This is a genomic window from Pseudonocardia sp. DxW (assembly GCF_058448985.1).
Map to the genome: position 1 here is coordinate 39,849 of NZ_JBZFLK010000029.1, position 17,713 is coordinate 57,561.

At 72.7% G+C, this 17,713-nt stretch carries 15 protein-coding genes; all 15 read right to left on the bottom strand.

The window, feature by feature from the left end; genetic code table 11:
• Positions 1-43: 43 nt before the first annotated feature.
• The 15 genes from ACVJO7_RS30225 to ACVJO7_RS30295 all read right to left on the bottom strand — a co-directional run bounded on the left by ACVJO7_RS30225 (position 44) and on the right by ACVJO7_RS30295 (position 17,573).
• Entirely contained in the window at positions 44-3,127 is a 3,084-nt protein-coding gene (locus tag ACVJO7_RS30225) for a hypothetical protein (RefSeq protein WP_491675781.1), read from the bottom strand.
• Positions 3,124-3,972, bottom strand: coding sequence for a phage tail family protein (locus ACVJO7_RS30230; RefSeq protein WP_491675782.1), 849 nt, complete (start codon positions 3,970-3,972; stop codon positions 3,124-3,126). Before ACVJO7_RS30230 ends, ACVJO7_RS30225 begins: the two co-directional genes overlap by 4 nt.
• Before the next feature lie 91 nt (positions 3,973-4,063).
• Positions 4,064-6,562: a phage tail tape measure protein gene (locus tag ACVJO7_RS30235; protein WP_491675783.1), complete on the bottom strand. Its 2,499-nt coding sequence runs from the start codon at positions 6,560-6,562 to the stop codon at positions 4,064-4,066.
• Positions 6,563-6,721: 159 nt separating this feature from the next.
• Positions 6,722-7,306, bottom strand: a complete 585-nt coding sequence (locus ACVJO7_RS30240; RefSeq protein WP_491675784.1) for a hypothetical protein — start codon at positions 7,304-7,306, stop codon at positions 6,722-6,724.
• Positions 7,225-7,722 (bottom strand): phage tail tube protein, encoded by a 498-nt coding sequence (locus ACVJO7_RS30245; RefSeq protein ID WP_491675785.1) that lies wholly within the window; start codon positions 7,720-7,722, stop codon positions 7,225-7,227. The genes ACVJO7_RS30240 and ACVJO7_RS30245 overlap by 82 nt, the downstream gene beginning before the upstream one ends.
• An 89-nt stretch (positions 7,723-7,811) precedes the next feature.
• Positions 7,812-8,249, bottom strand: a complete 438-nt coding sequence (locus tag ACVJO7_RS30250; RefSeq protein ID WP_491675786.1) for a minor capsid protein — start codon at positions 8,247-8,249, stop codon at positions 7,812-7,814.
• Positions 8,246-8,635, bottom strand: coding sequence for a hypothetical protein (locus ACVJO7_RS30255; RefSeq protein ID WP_491675787.1), 390 nt, complete (start codon positions 8,633-8,635; stop codon positions 8,246-8,248). Before ACVJO7_RS30255 ends, ACVJO7_RS30250 begins: the two co-directional genes overlap by 4 nt.
• Positions 8,636-8,645: 10 nt before the next feature.
• Positions 8,646-8,972 carry a hypothetical protein gene (locus ACVJO7_RS30260; RefSeq protein WP_491675788.1) on the bottom strand — a complete coding sequence of 109 codons (327 nt, stop codon included), beginning with the start codon at positions 8,970-8,972 and terminating at the stop codon, positions 8,646-8,648.
• Entirely contained in the window at positions 8,969-9,697 is a 729-nt protein-coding gene (locus tag ACVJO7_RS30265; RefSeq protein WP_491675789.1) for a hypothetical protein, read from the bottom strand. The genes ACVJO7_RS30260 and ACVJO7_RS30265 overlap by 4 nt, the downstream gene beginning before the upstream one ends.
• On the bottom strand, positions 9,694-14,802 hold the full coding sequence (locus ACVJO7_RS30270; RefSeq protein ID WP_491675790.1) for a family 16 glycosylhydrolase: 5,109 nt from the start codon (positions 14,800-14,802) through the stop codon (positions 9,694-9,696). The genes ACVJO7_RS30265 and ACVJO7_RS30270 overlap by 4 nt, the downstream gene beginning before the upstream one ends.
• Positions 14,803-14,901: 99 nt before the next feature.
• A complete protein-coding gene (locus ACVJO7_RS30275) occupies positions 14,902-15,261 on the bottom strand; it encodes a hypothetical protein (protein WP_491675791.1) in 360 nt (119 codons plus the stop codon).
• Positions 15,262-15,263: 2 nt separating this feature from the next.
• Positions 15,264-15,473, bottom strand: coding sequence for a hypothetical protein (locus ACVJO7_RS30280; protein WP_491675792.1), 210 nt, complete (start codon positions 15,471-15,473; stop codon positions 15,264-15,266).
• Positions 15,474-15,494: 21 nt separating this feature from the next.
• The gene (locus tag ACVJO7_RS30285) at positions 15,495-15,851 is read right to left on the bottom strand and encodes a hypothetical protein (RefSeq protein WP_491675793.1); all 357 of its coding nucleotides are present in this window, start codon (positions 15,849-15,851) and stop codon (positions 15,495-15,497) included.
• Positions 15,851-16,843, bottom strand: coding sequence for a major capsid protein (locus tag ACVJO7_RS30290; RefSeq protein ID WP_491675794.1), 993 nt, complete (start codon positions 16,841-16,843; stop codon positions 15,851-15,853). The genes ACVJO7_RS30285 and ACVJO7_RS30290 overlap by 1 nt, the downstream gene beginning before the upstream one ends.
• A 34-nt stretch (positions 16,844-16,877) precedes the next feature.
• Complete coding sequence (locus ACVJO7_RS30295; RefSeq protein ID WP_491675795.1) at positions 16,878-17,573, bottom strand: hypothetical protein; 696 nt, start codon at positions 17,571-17,573, stop codon at positions 16,878-16,880.
• Positions 17,574-17,713: the final 140 nt, after the last annotated feature.

Sequence of the window (17,713 nt, forward strand, 5' to 3'; positions counted from 1 at the left end):
TCGTGCATGGTGCCCCTCTCCGCCGGGCCCGGATGGTCGGTGGTCACGCCGCCCTCACCGCCCGAGGCGTGAGGTAGCGGTACGGCCCGTCGCCGTGCGGGATGTAGTCGTCCCGGTCCGGCTCGACCTCGAACTCGGTGCCGCGGCGGGTCGCCCACACGTGCCAGTGCACGCGGACCGGCCCGTCGGCGTCGGTGCGGATGGCGAACCGGTTGCCGACGATCGGCCCGTCGAGCGCGGCCACCGGGATCCGGCGGTGCTCGTCGGCATCGACGGTGAGCTGCGCCGTGCGGCCCTCGGCGAGGGTGAGCGCGTCGAAGTAGTCGGGCAGGTACACCACCGCGCGCCCGTCGACCTCGGCCACGCCGTGGTACTCGACGAGCGCGGTCGGCGACTCGGTGCAGGCATGCACCAGCCACCGCTCGGGCTGCTCGGGGTCGTCGAGCGGGTGCGGGATGACGAATGTCTTGCCGCTCGGATTCGATTGCAGTAGTTGGTTGTTGACGTAGACGTTGCCGACGAGTTGGACCTGATCGCCGACCTGCCGAATGATCGACTGCCGCCCGCCGGTTCCCGCGCTGGTGTCGTACACGCTCAGTTCGAGCGTGTTGTCCCACATGCGGATCGCCTGTCGGTCGATCAGTGCCGGGGAGTCGTTGTAACGGACCAGGTCGACCCTGCTCCGTCGCAGTTCGAGGCTCCCGCCTCGGGGGCTCTGGTCGGGGTTGACGAGCTGAGTGAGCGCGTCCTCGGGGCCGAGCAGGACGCGGCTGTAGCGGACGGTGTTGGCGGTCCCGGACGCCGAGCGCCCGGAGTTGATACCGAGCGCGGTGCCGCCCGGGGGGCCGTAGTTGATCGCGTTAAGGAAGGCCGGACCGTGCGCGCCAGCGGACGACGACAGGTACATCGTGGGCTGCGAGCCCGGCTGGATATCGATCGCTGCCTGCCCGGACCCCTCGGCGAGCAGGCGTCCCCGGATGATCAGGGTGGCGGTGGAGGCGATGAATTCGAGCAGGGTCCGGCGGACTCCGCCGACCATGCCGTAGAACCGCATGCCGGCTCCGTCGGCTTCCCAGCCTTCGGCGTCCTCGGTGCCGGCGTAGAGCCGCCCGGCGATCCCGACCAGCGCAGTCAGAACTCCGGTACGCAGCTTCCCGACGTTGAGCTCGTAGATCTCGTCGTCCTGCACCGGCTGTGCCGTGGTCGAGCCGACCGCCGACGGATCCGCGGCGTTGCCGGTCCGGTCGCGGGTGACGATCCGGTAGTAGAACGTCGTGCCGTAGTTGGACGGACCGACGTCATCGGGGAACTCGCCACGAGCGCGCAGCTCGCCGACGTAGGTCGTCGAGGCGGCGGCGTCGATGTGCCCGGAGGCGAGCAGCGGTCGGTCAGGGGTGAAGTTGTTCACCGGCGAGCGGTGCACCTCGCCGACCAGGAAGTCCCCGGGCATCGGTTCGCCGGCCGAGCCGCGCCCGTCCCACGGCACGAAGATCATTCCCAGTGCCGGGTACGGCTCGGGCGCCGAGGCGACCGGCGGCGGGGTGCCGTCGGACTCGGTGACGAACGAGTAGGGAGCCGACCAGTCCGAGCGGCGCCACCGGTTCGCCGCCGCTACCCGAACCTCGACGGTCGCCCCGGGGCGCACTCCGGACCAGCGGGCCACGTTCTCCTCGAACGGGCCGAGGTCGGACCAGTCCATCGTGCCGGGGTAGCGCCACTGGAATGGGTAGTTGATCACCCGCGAATCGGGGACGGCCGTCCATGCTGCGGTAACCGCCGAGGCCCCGGCGCCTTCGTTGTTCGAGTACCACAGCGACGTGGCGACCAGCCCGGTCGGCACGGCCGGCGTCGAGCCGTCGTCGGTCTCCGGCGGCGGCGTCGAGGTCCCCACCACCGCGGCACCGGATTCGAGCGCGTCGAGCCGGTTGCGCTCGCGCACGGCCAGCTCGTCGATCAGCGCGTTCAGCGTGACCGCGGCCGAGAGGTCTCCGGAGTCGTCGCGGGCGATGCGGATCTGCTTGACCCGGCGACGATGCACACCGCGCCGGGTCGCCGAGAGCACCCAGTCCGAGACCTCGAAATCGAGCAGCGGCAGCGGGGACCCCGGCCCGAGCGGCAGCTTGTGCGACAGTTCGAGGGTGCCGTCGGTGAAGGTGCCGAGCCGGGCCTGCGTGAGCGCATCGAGGGTGCCCTGCCCGCTCGCGTTGCCGAACGAGAAGTAGCCCTCGATGCGACGGCCACGGCGGGCCAGCGCGGTCGCGGACTCGGCGAGGGAGTACACGCCGTCCTTGCCGGAGGTGTAGAGCGCGGTGAGGGCGTCACGAACGGTGTGCTTGCGCGGGGCATCCTCAAGGTCGCGGCCGTATTCGAGGGTGATCTGCCCGTTTTCGATCAGGCTCCGGTCGACGCCCTTGCCGTCGAGGTTGTACAGGCGCAGCTCGCGGTGCCCGGCGTCGACGTAGGCCAGCTCCCACTCGCAGAGCTGATAGCCGTCGAGGGTGCCGAGCATCGCCCGGTAGGTCTGGCCCGGGGAGAAAGACATCGCGCCGGTGTTGATCCACGGCGCGCCGGTCGAGTCGTGCGAGTCGGAGAACGCGGTTCCGGGGGTGACGTCGCCGGCCTGGTAGCGGACCCCGGTCAGGGCGCCGCGGCCCTGGGCTTCCTCCATGAACTGGCGGGCGATCAGGCCGCCGGTGCCCGAGACGTGCGTCTCGCCGTTGTAGCTGTCGTCGGGCGGGGCGTCGGAGGGCGCGGGCCGGTACGGGATGATCGCCTCGCCGAGCAGCACCTCATGAAAGTGCCCGGTCAGGCGCAGCATTCCGGCGGTCTCGATGTCGTCCTGTTCGTAGGTGAACAGGAACCCCGACAGCAGCTTGGTCCGTTCGCCGTCGGTGACGACGACCTCGATTTCGAGGTCCCGGTCGTCCTCGGTGACGATGTCGAGGACGTCGGCGTTGTGGCCGCCGGGCGGGTAGGTGAGGTCGATCGAGCCCCAGTCGCCCTCAGTGGGGGAGATCGCCCAGGTGCGCACGTCGGGCAGCGGCAGCGGCTCGCCGTCCTGCGGCAGCGCCCAGAAGTCGACCGAGAGCCGCCCGGGGGTGTCTGCGGCGACGCCTGGGGCGCTCATCCGATGCCCCAGGCGGGCCGAGCAGCGATGGTGATGTCCATGGCTCCGGATCCGTTGTGATCGAGGCGCACCGTGGGCCCGTCGGCGCCGGGGGCGGGGTCGATGACGAACCACGCGCCCTGGCGGTGGTCGCGGCGCAGCTTGCGGCGGTCGAACACGAGCCCGCCGGTGGTGGGCGCGCGGTAGTCGCCGATGGTGATCGACTGCGAGGCGCCGATCGACTCGTCGTAGGCGGTGAACGTGCCGGTGCGCGGGTCGGTCAGGACCGGGTTGGTTCCGGCGTTGAACCGGACCCGGCCGTCGGTGATCCGGGCGTCACAGTCGGCGAACGCGGTCAGTTCGACCTCCTCGCCGTCGGCCAGCGACAGCTCGACGACGCGCTCGGTGGTGCCGCGCCAGAACGCCGACGGCGAGGCGAACGCGACGGTGACCCGGCCGGAGGTCCCGGCGAGGTAGCGGGTCGGGTCGACGCCGGCGACGACCTCGACGGGCAGGACGCGCTCGGTGCCGTCGGGCAGGGTGTGGGTCAGGTCGACGAGCCCGCCCTGCCCGCACAGCGCGACCAGGGTCGACAGGTTGGCGTAGAACTGCTGCCCCGCGTCGCCGGGCGGCACTCGGCCGTCGTGGTCGACGCCGCGGATCAGGAACTCGACGGGGAACTCGCGGGGCCCGAAGGTCTTGCGGGCGACGTGGATCGCGCCGTCTCGGCCGGGGACGGTGACGTTGTCGCCGATCTTGGCGGGCAGGGAGAGCAGCCCGGACAGGTCCACGGCGTGGAGGGTGAACGTGGCGACGTCGATACCGCCCCAGTGCAGGCCCTCGACGTCGATGACGGGTGCGGTCACGGGCGAGCCTCTCGGGTCAGGCAGCGGAGGGGGCGCACGCGCGCAACACAGGGTCCCGCCGGAGCGGGGCCCTGTGTGGTCGCTGTGGCGCCTAGAACGGGCCCAGGGCGGCGAGGGTCCGGGCCTTGCGGTTGAGCACGTCGGAGGCGCGCTCGGGCAGCGGGTTGTTGACCGTGACGCTGACGCTGGGGCGGTCGTCGCGGTCGCGGTCCCGGGAGAGCCATCCGTTGCCGGGCAGCCCGGACGGTGCGGCGTCGAGGACCGGGCGCATCCCGTTGCGGGCGGCGTCGGCGGCCAGGCGTCCGGCTGCGGTGGCGGCCTCGCGGGCGGCGGCGCGGGTGGCGTCCTCGGCCATGCCGACGGTGTTGGCGATGACCTGCGGTGCGATCCGGTCCATGCCGACGAGCAGGCCGCGGCCGACGTCGATGCCGAGCCCGGCGAACACCTTGGATGGCGAGGCGATGCCCATGGCGCGCTTGAACCCGCCGACCAGCGACCCACCGAGGCGGGAGACGTAGTCGAGGGCGGACTGCGCCATCCCGGCGATGCCGTCGATGAGGCCCTGCACGATGTTGCGACCGGCGGTGTAGAGCCACTGCCCGGCGTTGGCGAAGAACCGCGTGATGCGGCCGGGCAGGTCGCGGATGAAGTCGAGCGTGGCGTTGGCGCGCTCGACGGTGCGGTCCCGGAAGGACTGCCAGGCGTTGGTCGCGGCGGTCATGACGATGCCGGGCAGGCTGGCCAGGAACGAGCCGACCCGGCCGGGCAGCTCCGAGATGAAATCGAGGGTCTTGCCCGTCCACTCGACGGCCTTGTCCCACAACCACTGGTAGGCGTCCGAGGCCAGTACGGCGATCCGGACGCCCAGCTCGATCAGCCATGCCGCGATCCGGGCGGGGAGCCCGGCGACCCAGTCGACCGCCTCGCCGAGGATGCGGGGCAGGTCGGTGGTCAGCCATTCCCAGGCGGCCAGCGCACCGAGGGCGACGACGCCGGCGAGGTAGCCGAGCGCCTCGGCGATCATGAACGGGAGGTTCTGGAACCACTCGATCACGGCGTCGATAGCATTGCTCACGGTCTCGTGGAGCCAGTTCATCGCCGTCTCGGCGTGCTCGGGTAGCTCCTTGAACCAGTCGATCACGACGCCGATCCCGGCAACGATCTCGTCCCAGTAGTAGATGATCAGCGCGGCCGCGATAGCGACCGCCGCGATCAGCAGCCCGATCGGCCCGAGGGCGATGAGCCACGCCGCGGCCATGATCAACGCCTTGGCCATGGCGACCGCGGCCATGACGGTCAGCTTGAGGACCCACAACGCGGCCATCAGGGTCAGCCGGATCATGGTGAGCACCATCTGCGATCGGGCGATCTTCATCGCCGTCACGAACACGGTCCCGTACATCGAGATCAACTTGCCGGTGACGAACAGGACCGGGCCGATCGCGGCCAGCACCGTGCCCAGCCCGATCGCGAACCGCAACAACCCCTGGTCGGCCTCCGCGGCCTTGGCGAACAGTCCGGCCAGGAAGTTCGACAGGGTCGCGACCGCATCGAGCAGGCCCGCCTCGGCGATCGCGATCAACAGCCCCTCGGCCGCCGACTTCATCCGGGTCATGGCGCCCTCGGCGCCGGACTCCATGACGTCGACCAGCTCTTGCGTGGTGCCGGCCGCATCCCGGTTGCCCTGCGTGAACTCCGCCAGGGTGTCGGTGCCCTGTTCGAGCACGGCCATCATCGCGGGCCCGGCCCGCTGCCCGAAGATCTCCATCATGTCGGCGGCGTCGGCGCCGCCGGCTTCTAGCTGGCGCATGATGTCGACCATCGGGAGCATCTGCCCGTTGGCGTCGAAGATGTTGACGCCCAACTGCTGCAACCGGTCACTGACCTGCGCGGTCGGGTTGATCAGCCGGGAGATCGCGCCCCGCAGCGAGGTACCGGCCATGTCGGCCTGGATACCGGCGTTGCCCATCAGACCGATCATTGCCGCAGCTTCTTCGAACTCCATGCCGGCGGCGTTGACCAGCGGGGCGGCGTACTTCATCGCCTGCCCCATCTGCTCCATGCTCGTGTTGGAGTTGGTCATGGTGCGGGCCATGACGTCGTTCACCCGGGTGAGCTGGTCGGTCTCGAAACCGAGGCCGGACAGCACGTTGGAGGCGATGTCGGCGGTGGTGGCCAGGTCCATGCCCGACGCCGCGGCCAGGTCCAGCACCCCGGGCAGGGCGCCCATGATCTGGTTGGTGTCGAACCCGGCCATCGCCAGGAAGTTCATCGCGTCCGCGGACTCGGTCGCCGAGAACCGAGTGGTGCTACCCATCTCCTTGGCCAGCGCGGAGAGCTGCTCGAACTCGGCACCCGTCGCCCCCGACACGGCCTTGACCCGCAGCATCGAGGTCTGAAAGTCCATGCCGGTCTTGACGGCGAGGGTGCCGAGCCCGACCAGGGGCACCGTGACGTTGCGGGTCATCGTGGACCCGACCTGCGACACCGAGTCGCCGGTGCGCTGGAACTGATTGCGCGCGTCGCCCATCGCGGAGTCGAACTGTGACTTGTCGACGCGCAGCAGCGCGACCAGTTCGCCGATCCTCACCGGCGCACCTCGATTCGTGGGGGAGGGGTTAGCGCATGGCCTGCGCGGTCAGGTCGTCGACCTGGTGCCCGGTCGCGGTCTGACCGCGGTTGCGGTACTCGCGCCGGAACACCGACTCCTCGGACAGCCCGGCCAGCCGGACGTGGAACGCCCGGTAGGTCAGCTGCCCGATCCCGCGCCGGTCGAGGTGGTATTCGCGTGCGAAGTCGGCCTCGACCGCCCACCAGAGCGCGCGGACGCTCGCCTGGAACTCCGATTCGGGCCCGTCGCTTTTCCCTGGTCACGCACCACTTCGTAGGCTCGGCGGAACGTGATCGGAGTGCCGGTGCCCGAGGCCATGCCCCAGGCGAGGACGACCTGGAACTCGGTCATCGTCATCCCGGCATCGACCCACTGGTCGAACAGCTCCGGGCCGAAGATCTCGGCGACGACGTCCCGGATCGCGCCGACGTCCTCGGCGTTGTCGCTGGACAACCCCTCGGCGCGGTGCACCAGATGCATCGGCAGATCGCGCGGGACCGGGGTCCGGACGCCGCGGATCATCTCGTACTCGGTGAGGTCGCCCTCGTCGCGGGCGACCTCACCCCAGAACTCGTCCCAGCTCTGGTGCTCGTTCTGCTCCGCCCCCGGCTCGGGGCGGCGTCCTCGTCCACGCGACACGATCAGCCCTCGCCGTTCCCGTTGTCGCCCGGCTCGACCTCGGTGGTGGTCGGCCGCCCGGAACGGGTCAGCGCCGCCGACCACGACGTCTTGTCGTTGTTGCCGCCGCCGCGGGAACCGGGCGTGTTGTACACCGTCCAGTTGATCCACTCGGCCTTGTCCTTGTGCCGGAACCGGATCCGGGCGTGCGAGGCGCCGGCGACCTCGTCACCGACGGCATCGACGAGCGCCTGCCCGGGGTCGCGGTCGCCCTCGTCGCCGTCGGGATCGTCGGGGCCCAGCTCGGAAAAGAACCCCTCCATCGACAGGGCGCCGCCGCGCTGCATGGCCTCGCCCTCGTAGTGGCCACCGCTCTTGAACGTGGTGGTGTCGACGGTCTCGGTGTTCTCGCCGGGGTTGAGCTCGAACGTGTTGATTCCGTCGATCTCGGACCAGAGCAGGCCCTCGTCGTCGGCCTCGGCGATCTCGAACAGCCAGTCCCGGGCGTTGATCTTGCCCATGTGGTGATCTCCCAACGGGGGTGAAGGGCACGACGACCGGCCCCGCGCCGGGGAGCAGCGCGGGGCCGGTCGAGGTAAGGGGTAGTGGGTCAGCCGCGCCCGAGCGGGCGACGGCGGGGGCGGCGGCGGATCTCGGTGGCGGCGTTGACCGTCCACTCGTGGCAGCCGCGGGAATCGAGCCCGGAGTAGATCGGGCCGCCCTGCTGGCAGACGGTGAGCGTGGTCGTCGCGCCGGAGCGGAACACCGTCTCGCCGAGGCCGTGCAGGGTGTCGTAGACGTGCTGTGCCCGGTCCGCGGCACCGGCGCCGTCGCCGATCTCGCCGCGGATCCGGACCTGCCAGGACACGGGGTCGTCGCCGTGCAGTACCGAGGCGGCGTCGCCGCCGTAGACGGCGACGGTCAGGCAGGCGTGCGGCTCGTCGGCCGGTAGCGCGCCGAGGAAGATGTCGCCGCCGACGCCGTCGCGGTACTCGCCGAGACCGAGATCGTGGACCAGCCCGCACAGGTCGTCGATGACCGAGGTCACCGGAACCACCGCCGCATCTGCGTCCCGATGATGTTCTGAATGGCCGTCGCCTCGGCGTTCAACGGCGTTTCCAGGTACTTGGCCTGACGGCCGGGCTTGTGCCGATAGTGCAGGTTCTCGTGCTGACGCACCGCGTACGGAGTATCGAACGACACCGACGCGGCCAGCCCTGCCGCGGTGAACCGCCCGCCGGCGCCGCGCCCGCCGCCCATGTCGCCGACCTCGACGCGCCCCGAGCGGGACAAGGCGCCGGTGTCGATAGGGACGATGGCGCGAGCCTTACCGAGCAGATGCTCTCCAGCCATCTGTAGCCCGGTGCGGGCACCGGACTCGGAAGCCCGGACCGCCTTGTCGCCCTCCCACTTGAACGTGTAGGTGACGCTCACGGTGACCTCCTCACTGCACCTGGATCTCGACGTGGTCAGGGGTGCCGACCCGGCCGTCATGGCGGCGGACCCGCACCACCTCGACCGGGCGGCCGTCGAGCCACGCCCGCGCCTGCGTGGTGAGCTGATCGACGACCGGGGAGTGGTTGACGTAGACCACCGACGTGTCGACGGTCCGCTTGGATCCGGCCGAACCCTGGGTCTGGCGGGTCACCCGCTGGTGATCGACCAGCGCCGCCACAGTCAGCGGCGGGCCGTGCACCGGGCCGGCGCCGCCCGCGCCCAGGTAGGGCTCGAACGTGAACCGGTGCCGCAGTAGCCGCCCCGGGACCCTCACCCGAGCCGCCCCGGGATCAGTGGGCCGTGGTTGGCGACCCCGGCACGGGCCAGGGCCCGCCGCACGCCGTGCGGCGGCGACGTCGGCGACCCGGACGGGCCGGACGCTCGGGCCCGTCCGCCGAGGCGCACCGTGCCGATCGCGACGTCGTCCCACAGGTCCGCGGCGCCGGAGCCGGTGTCGTCGCCGGTCTCGTCCCACCAGGCCACCCATGCGCACACGGCGTCGCGCAGCCCGGCCGCGACCCGCGGGTCGGCCGGCATGTCGTCGGGCCCGGCGACCGGATAGACCGCAGTGACGATCAGCCCGTCCACCCACTCCGTGGCCTGCGCGAGCAGCCGCGCCGAGCCGGGCAGGGGCGCCTTGCCGAGGCGGCGGGCGAGGTCGGCGGTGGTGGCGTAGCTGCGCCGATCGTCGGCCCCGACCGGGGCGACGGCGATCGAGAACGGCTGCACCCCGGCACCGGTGCCGGTGACGACCCACCGGCCCGACCACTCGCCGGGCTCGTCGAGTACGACGGTGCCGGTCCAGTCCCGGCGCCCGTTGTCGTGGTTGGCCGCGACGGTGACGCGCACCCCCGACGGCGAGGTGACCTCGACGGTGGCGACGGTGGTGTGGTCGGGCTCGGCGCCGTCCGGGCACACCGTGAGCCGCAGCGTGGCGAGGTCGCCCTCGTCGTAGCGGTCAGGTGGCCCGGACAGCGCCGCGCACACGTCGTCGGTCATGGGCTACTCCTGAGTCGAGAGACGGTGACCGACGCCCCGAATCGGCCCGAGACGCGCCGCCGTGGCCGGGCGCGCAGCCCGAGCGTGGCCGTGCCGCGCCCGGACACGACGCGCCCGGTGCGCCCGGCCGTGGCCAGGGCGAGGGCGGACCGTCCGGAGCCGGGCCGGACGGTCGTCGAGGGCCCGCCGGTGACGGCGAGCCGCGCCGGTGCCTGCCCGGCGCCGGGGCGGCGCCCGGTACCGGTGGCGGCACGGTCGAGGCCGAGCCCGGCACGGCCGGTGCTCGTGCGCTCGCCCTGCCCGGTGGCGCCGGTGGCGTGCCGGTGGGCCGTGGTGCCGGTGCCGCGGCCGGTGCGTCGCCCGGCGCCGTCGGCGCGCAGGTCGAGCCCGGCCCGGCCGGCACCGGTGGCGTCCCGGTGTCCGGTGCCGTCGGTCAGGACGCGCAGCCCGGCCCGGCCGGTGCCGACGGTGACGCGCTGCCCGACACCGGTGGCGTCGAGAGCCACGTCGAGCGTGGCGGCCCCGTCACGTTCGGTGCCGTAGCCGTAGGCGTCGAGCCGTGCTGTCGCCGTGCCGGCACCGGTGCGGGTGACCGTGTCAGTGCCGGAGTCGCGACCGGCACCGACCCCGGCGCGGCCGGTGCCGGTCGCGGTGCGCCGCCCAGCCACCGCGGCGGCACCCAGGGCGGCGCCGGTGCGGCCTCGACCGCCGACGCCAGAGAACCCGTCGCCTGCGGTGTCGAGGGCAACCCCGGCCGCACCGGCGCCCGCGCGGGCGCCGGTGCCGGTGGCGCCGGTGGCGAGACGGGCGGCGGTGGTGCCGCGCCCGCTGCGGGTCACCGGGCCCGGCGTCGAGCTGGCGTCGAGCACCGCCCCGGCCGAGCCGTGGTAGGTGAGCTGCCCGGCGCCGGACCGGTCGAGCGTGACCCCGGCCGCGCCCGCACCGGTACCGGTGCGGCGCCCGTCGCCTGCGGCGTCGAGGGCGGCCCCGGCGCTGCCGGTGCCGGTGGCCTCGCTCGTGCCGGTGCCGCCGGTGCCGATCGCGGCCGGGGCCGTGCCGGTGCCGGTGCGCACGGTGGGCCCGGCGCCGGTCGCGGCGAGGGGCAGCCGGATCTCGCCGCCGCCCATGCCGGTGGGCAGTCCGCGGCCGCGGCCGGTGCCGCCCAGGTGCACCGGCGCCGTGCCGGTGCCGGTGCGCGCGCCCGGGCCGCCACCGGTGCCGGTGGTGGCCAGTGCCGTCGTGCCGTCGCCGAGCGCGGTCCGGGCGCCGGTCGCCGCGCCGGTGCCGAGGGTCAGCTCTGCTGCCCCCGCGCCGATGCGCTCCGCCGTGGCCTCGCCCACGGCGTCCAGTGCCGCCGTGGCGGTACCGGAGCCGGTCGAGGCCCGTTCACCCTCACCCGTGACGGCGAGGGCGGCACCGGCGGCACCGCGGCCCGTGCGCACTGCCTGCCCGGCGCCGGTGGTGACCAGCGCCGCGGGGGCGAGACCGTCACCGGTGCGGGTCGCAGTGCCGGGCCCGGCGGCCACGTCGAGCGCGCCCACCTGCCCGGCGGCGCCGTCGGCGGTCCGAGTGCCGGTGCCTGCCTGGTCGAGCGCGGCGCCGGTGATGCCCTCGCCGGTGAACTCGTCGGGCGCGACGGCGCCGCTGTAGCTCGTCGAGCCGTGCGCGGTGCCGGTCCACTCCGCCTCGGCGGTGGTGCCGTCGAAGTACGGACCCGCGGTGGTGCCGCGCTCGGCCATGAGCGCGGTGATCGTGAACGGCACATCACCCGCCGAGGCAGCCGTGACCAGCCCGGCGACCGCGTTCGACGGGACGACCATCGGGCGTGTCTCGGTGTTGCTGTCGGGGTTGCGCGGCTGGTCGCGGATCACGATCCGGGTCGGCACCCCGGCCGGGCACTCCACGGTGGTGGAGTTGGACACCCGCGCGCCGTCCGGGATGAACGAGCCGCCGTCGATCGCGGTGTAGAAGTCCACCCCGCACGTGATCGTCGTCGCCTCGTCCGGGATGACGGTCACCGCGACCGCGAGCCGGTCGTCGAGGTTGTGCCAGTTCGAGTCACCGACCAGGAACCGGCCGGACACACAGTCACCCTCGTCGGCGTACAGGCCCGTGGTGACACCGGCGACGCCGGTGACGGGGACCTGGTCGCCGCCCCACCACATGCCGGGGCCGCCGCCGGGGACGTTCCCGAACTGCGGGTTGAGCGCGAGGTTGACCCGGGTGTCCGGCTCGGCCGGTGCCGGGGCGACGGCGACCTTAACCCGGTCGGTACTGGTGCCGCCGCCGGTCGCGGTGTACTGCAACACGTAGAGCCCCGGCAGGTCCGGGGTGAACTCCACGGCCTGCGTGGCGGTGAGCTGTGTGCCGTAGCGCTCCGGGCCGGATGCGACCGACCAGGCGTGCCCGGTCGCGCCGGGCCCGGCCGCCCCGGTGAGGGTGACCGTTTCCCCGACGGTGGTCGAGGTGTCCCCGCCGGCGTAGGCGCCGGGACCGGCCTGGCGCACCGCGGGCGGATAGACCCGCGACCACGCGATGTCGTAGGTGCCGGCCTGCGGGGTGTCGCCGCCGGTGCCTGTGGCGAAGTTGTCGTACTGCAACGTCAGGTGCCCGGACGGCATCGCCTGAATGTCGGCGACCCGGAACCCCTCGGGGGCCCCGCCCGGGACGGCCCCCGGGCCCTGCCCGGCGAAGTCGAACCACGGCTCGCCGTCGATCCAGCAGCGGACCCCGTCGGCGTCCCATTCGAACGCGTAGTTGTGCCAGTCGGTCAGGTCCAGGCCGCCCGGGTGGATCGCCTGTTCCTGCGCGTTGGCCGGGAACACCTGGTGCGGGTAGTGGATCCACGCCTGCGCCGCGGACGCCCCGGACGGGGTTTCGAGGAAGTCGTATTCGCCGTCCTCGGGCCAGATTTCACTCTCGGGCCAGATGATGCCGAGCGCGTTCATCGGGCGCGTCCCGGTCCCGGCGTCGCGGTCGAACCGGGCGCGGATCTCCCACCGGCCGTGCTGCTGGTCGAACCGAGACGCCAGTGCACCCTGGTCGCCGTTGGCGTCACCGCGCAGCCGCAGGAACGTTTCCCCGCCGGAGGTGATGACCTCGGTGTTCTGCGAGTTGCGCAGCCCGTTGCCGTGCGGGTTGTCCCACGTGCCGTGAGCGTCGGCGCTGTAGTCGTAGCCGTAGACCGCCCACCGGTCCGGGTCCGGCAGACCCGGGGTGTCGAACTCGTCGGAGGCGGGCAGCGGTGTACCCCACCCGTAGCGGACGGCGGCCTCGTCGGAGTCCGGCTCGGTGTCGACCCCGGACGACGTCGAGTTGTGCTGTGCGCCGTCCCAGGACCAGCCCGGCGAGTCGCCGTCCCGGTACGGCCCGCCGGTCGGCGACACCCGGACCGCGGTGTAGACGGTCCCGGCGGGCATGGAGTTGAACGCCAGGTACGCCGACACGGCCCCGGCGGGCGCGGTCTCGGCCCACTCGATGATCGTGACCGTGTCGGCCGAGTAGGAGTCGGCGCGCTGGTCGGCGCGCACGAGGTCCCCGTTCGTCATCCCGGACGGGACGTCGAACCAGTCGATCCACGTCGTGACCGTGCCCGCGCTCGGGCGGCGCACCTCACACCGGAACGTGTACTCGACGCCCTCCTCGACGGCGACGGTGGGCGTCTCGGTGTACCCGGCCGCGGTGACCTCGGCGCCGGTGTCGCGGGAGAACCCGGTCAGCCCGGTCACCCGGGCCAGAGTCGAGGCCGCGTAGGCGCCGTCGTTCCAGCCGTCCAGGTTCGCCCCGGCCGCCGGGTTGGTCGACAGGTTGACGTCGAGGTCCGGGCCGGGGGCGCCCTCGCCGGGGGCGATCGCGAACAGCTTTCCGGCGAATCCGTGTGTCGGTGGCGGCGCCGCGGTGGCGGTGCGCGTCCCGGTCGGGCCGGTGGCCGCGACGATCTCGGTGGCGACGGTGTGCACGCCGAAACCGGAGGCGTACAGCGTCTCGGACGCCGGATCCATGCTGGCCGGGATCGTCCAGCCGGGCGCGGGTGGGGTGGAGAAGGTGACGTGTCCCCACACGCCGAACAGGGCGGAGCCTTCCGGCGCGGTGACCGGTCCGACGGCTTGCGCCGCGGATGCGTCGCCCTCAAGCTGGGCTGCCCAGTGGTCAGAGAACGTGACGTCCTCGCCTGCGTTGCGCAGGTGCGTCACCGACAGTGCGCCGAGGTCGGTGTTGCTCCACGTGAACCGGTACGTCCGCGACGCAGCCGGGAGGAATCGCCACGCTCGCAGGTACAGGTTGCCGTTGGACTGCGTGCCGATCGGGACGCCGATCTCGGACCAGGCGCCCGCACCGTCGGCGGTGGGCTGGTCGACGTTCGACGATCCGCCGTAGTGCCGGGAGGCGACCACGACAAGTGTGTCGCCGTCCTGCACGGCGGGCACGTCCACATCGACGGACAGCCCGACTCCGGGGGTGGGGGCCGCGTACGTGTCCACGACCTCGACGGCGCCGCCCGGGCCGGGCCCGGGCCCGGGGCCGGGCTCGTCGTCGAGGGCGCCGACCTCGAACCGATCGAACCGGACCGCGCCGGACGCGGCGGTGCCGTTCGTGCCGAGCCCGCCCCGGGTCCCGGACGGCCCACCGGCCAGGGTGCTGGTCTTGACCAGGTCGCCGTTGAGGTAGCCGCGGAGCGCGGTGCCTTCGGCCTCGAACCGGAACGTGAACGGCGCCGCGGGGATGCTGACCGACACGTCGCCGTCGATCGGGCCGCCGCCGACGGGGGCGCCGGGCCCGGCCCAGTTGAGGAACGACAGGGTGCCGGTGTCGAGGCGGAGCACCGCGGACACGTAGGTCTCGGCGGCGGGAGTGCCCTGGGTGGCCTCGGTCGCGCGCAGGAACAGCACGAGCCGCCGGTCCCCGGCCGGCCCGGCGTCGGCGATGACGGTCTCGACGGCCATGTCCGCCGAGTCGACGTCGTGCTCGGCGCGCACGTACTGCCAGCCGGTCCCGCCGATCGAGGCGGTGCCGTCACCGTTCGTGGCGGGGGTGGCGACACCGCGGGCCGGGATCCAGATGAGGTCCGGGCTGGCGCCGTTGAACGTGTCCTCGAACGTCGCCACGTTGGCTCCCCTTTCCCGGGGTTGATCAGGTCAGGGGGGTGGCAGCGCGGGCCCGCCGCGGACTATCGGCGAGGAGAGACGCGGCGGGCCCGCGCAGGCTCACGCGCTCTCGGCGGTGAGGGTGGCGGTGAAGTTGTAGGTTCCGCCGTTGTCGGAGAACGTCTCGGACTGGTCGAGGCCGCCACCGCACACGAAGTCGCTGTTGCCGGTGTCGGCGCCGGTCCACACCCCGAAGTGGCTGTAGGTGCGGGATCCGCCGCCCTGCACGATCTCGAAACTGGCCTGGTCGGAGTCGACCGAGCCGCCCGAGATCAACTGCCAGCCCGCGGCGAGGCGGACCACGTCGGTGTCCTCGCCGGCGCCGGTGGTGCCCGGGTCGGCGAGGTGCAGGGACAGGTGAGTGCCGACGGCGGTGACGCCGGTCAGGGCTGCGTCAAGCCCGGTGTTCGAGTACGCCATGATCAGGACTCCTCGGAGGTCTGCGGGGTGACCTTGGCGGTGCCGCCACCGGTCCGGGTGTCGCTCTTCGGCTTGGCCGGGGCCTTGCCGGTGGCCGGGGCGGCGGCCTTGACCAGGTCCCACGTGTCGGACTCGGCGAGGCGCAGATCCTCGTCGGACTCGTGGACGGTCCGGACCCGCTCGCCGCTGGTCTTGTGCTTGTAGAGGGGCACGAGGGGCCCTCCGTCTCTGTGTCAGGCGCCCACTCGGGCGACGATCTGTGCCTTGGTCATGTCGGCGACCTCGGCGGCGGGCAGGGCGCCGCCGTCGGGGTGCGCGGCCCAGGTGGCCCAGGTGGCGCGGCTGGCGGCCTTGTTCGGGCGGCGCGGGGCCGTCTCGACGACCGGCTCGGGCTCGACGACCGGCTCCGGCTCGGGCTCGACGACCGGCTCGGGCTGGCCGAGCAGCCGGTTCCCGGCCGGGCGGACCGGCTCGACCGCGGGCGCCGGCTCGTCGCCGAGCAGCTCCCACCGGTCGAGCCGGTCCAGCCGGGCGTCCCGCCGCCGCCGCTCCACCATCTGGCCGGTGTTGCGGTTGCGGTAGCGGAACATCAGCCCTCGCCGCCGCCCTCGCCACCACCGTTGCCGGAGCCGATCAGCGGCTCGGTCGGGTCGTAGCCCTCGTCGGCGATCAGCACCGCACGGTCCGGGTTGATCGTCTTGACGCCGTACAGGCAGTCGATCGAGATCACGTCCTGCTTGTAGCGCTGGTCGTAGTCGTAGACCACGCGCAGGCCGATGCCGTTGTAGTCGATGATCGCGGCATCGTTGGCGCCCCGCGGGATCAGCAGCGGCCGCACCGCCAGCGCGAACGCGGTCTCGTGGAACGCCACGTTGACGTCGGTACCGTTGCCGGACTCCGGCCACTTGATGTTCTGCGACATGTACGGGGTGAACCCGGAGGTCCGGCCACCGAACTGCGCCTCGGTCAGGCCGACGGTGGAGGCGCGCTCACCCGGAACGCGCCACACTCGCTCGGCGACCCAGCGGGACCGGGTGGTCGGACCGGTGAGCACCGAGCGCCGGTCCTGCGGCACGTTGCGCTTGTCCAGCTCGTTGCCGGCCTGGATCAGTACGCGGGAGTCCGACCACGGGTAGTCGCCGCCGAGGTACTGGTGGTACTCGCCGCGCTCGTGGGCCTTGGCCTCGCCGACCACGGTCGGGATGTCGTCGCGCAGCGCGAGGCAGTCCCGGTCGATCTTCTGCGCCATCGCCATCATGGCGGGCTGGATGAACTGCATCTCGAAATCGACGACTTCGAGGGCCAGCTCGCGCGAGGTGACCGAGAACGACACGTCGGCGAAGTGATTGAGGCTCATCGGAACGCCGGTCTCCTCGGCGTTCTGGATCTCGATGCCCTCGGCCTGCACGAACTCCTTGGCCTCGAACACGGTGGGGCGCCGGATGGTGATCGTGTCGCCGACCTTGTTCTGGAACTCCGGCTCGTAGTCGCGGTGCAGCAGCGGTGCGACGACCAGGTTCTCGTACAGGTTGGCGATCGCCTTGCGGGCGATGATGGACGGGGTGAGCAGCGTGTTCGCCACTGCGGTCTCCTCGGGGAGCGGGATTGGTGGGCGGTCAGCCGAAACGGCGCTTGCGGATCGCCTCGCGGTCGGCATCGATGTCGTCGCCACCGGTCTTGACCGGTTCGCCGCCGTCGTCCATCGGTGCGGAACTCGACGCCCCCGCGGGAGGCGTGGTGTTGCGCAGGGACGGGCGCTTGTCGGCGTAGCCCTTGACGAGGGCGGCGACCTGGTCGCGGAAGTCGTCCGCGGTGTCGTCGAGGTCGGCGAGGTCGCGGGCGAACCCACGGGAATCGAGCAGGTCGTCCTCGTTGACGTCGGCCAGGCGCGCGGCGCGGCCGGCGGCGGCTTCGAGGCGGGCGGCCTTGGCGTCGGCGCGGGCCTGGTCGCGTTCGGCGGCCGCGCTCTGCGCGATCTCCTCGGCGGTGGCCTCCGGTGCGGTCGAGCCGGGGTCGATCAGGCCCTTGAGGGCGTCGAGGACCCGGTCGCGCTCGGCCTTGGCGTCCTTGGCTTCCTGCTCGGCGGTGCGCCGGGCCAGGCGGTGGCGCTTGGCCTCCTCGGACCGGAGCTGCGCGCCGTCGTCGTCACCGGATCCGGTGCCCTCGTCGCCGCCGTCCGTGCCGCCGTTGCCGGTCTCCTCGGTCGAGGTCTCGGTCTCGGTGGTCTCGGTGACCTCCTCGGTGCCGGTGGCGCCGCTGGCGCCCTCGTCCTCGGTGGTCTCGGTGGTCTCGGACGTAGTGGATCCGCTCACGGCTGATATCTCCTGGTGATGGGTCGAGCGCCCACGGGGCGCCGGACAACCCCGCCCACGGGGCGAGGGAGATCGGTAACGGGCCGCGCTCGGGGCCCGATGAACGGTTCGTGATCAGACGAACCGGGCGTATCGGCGTG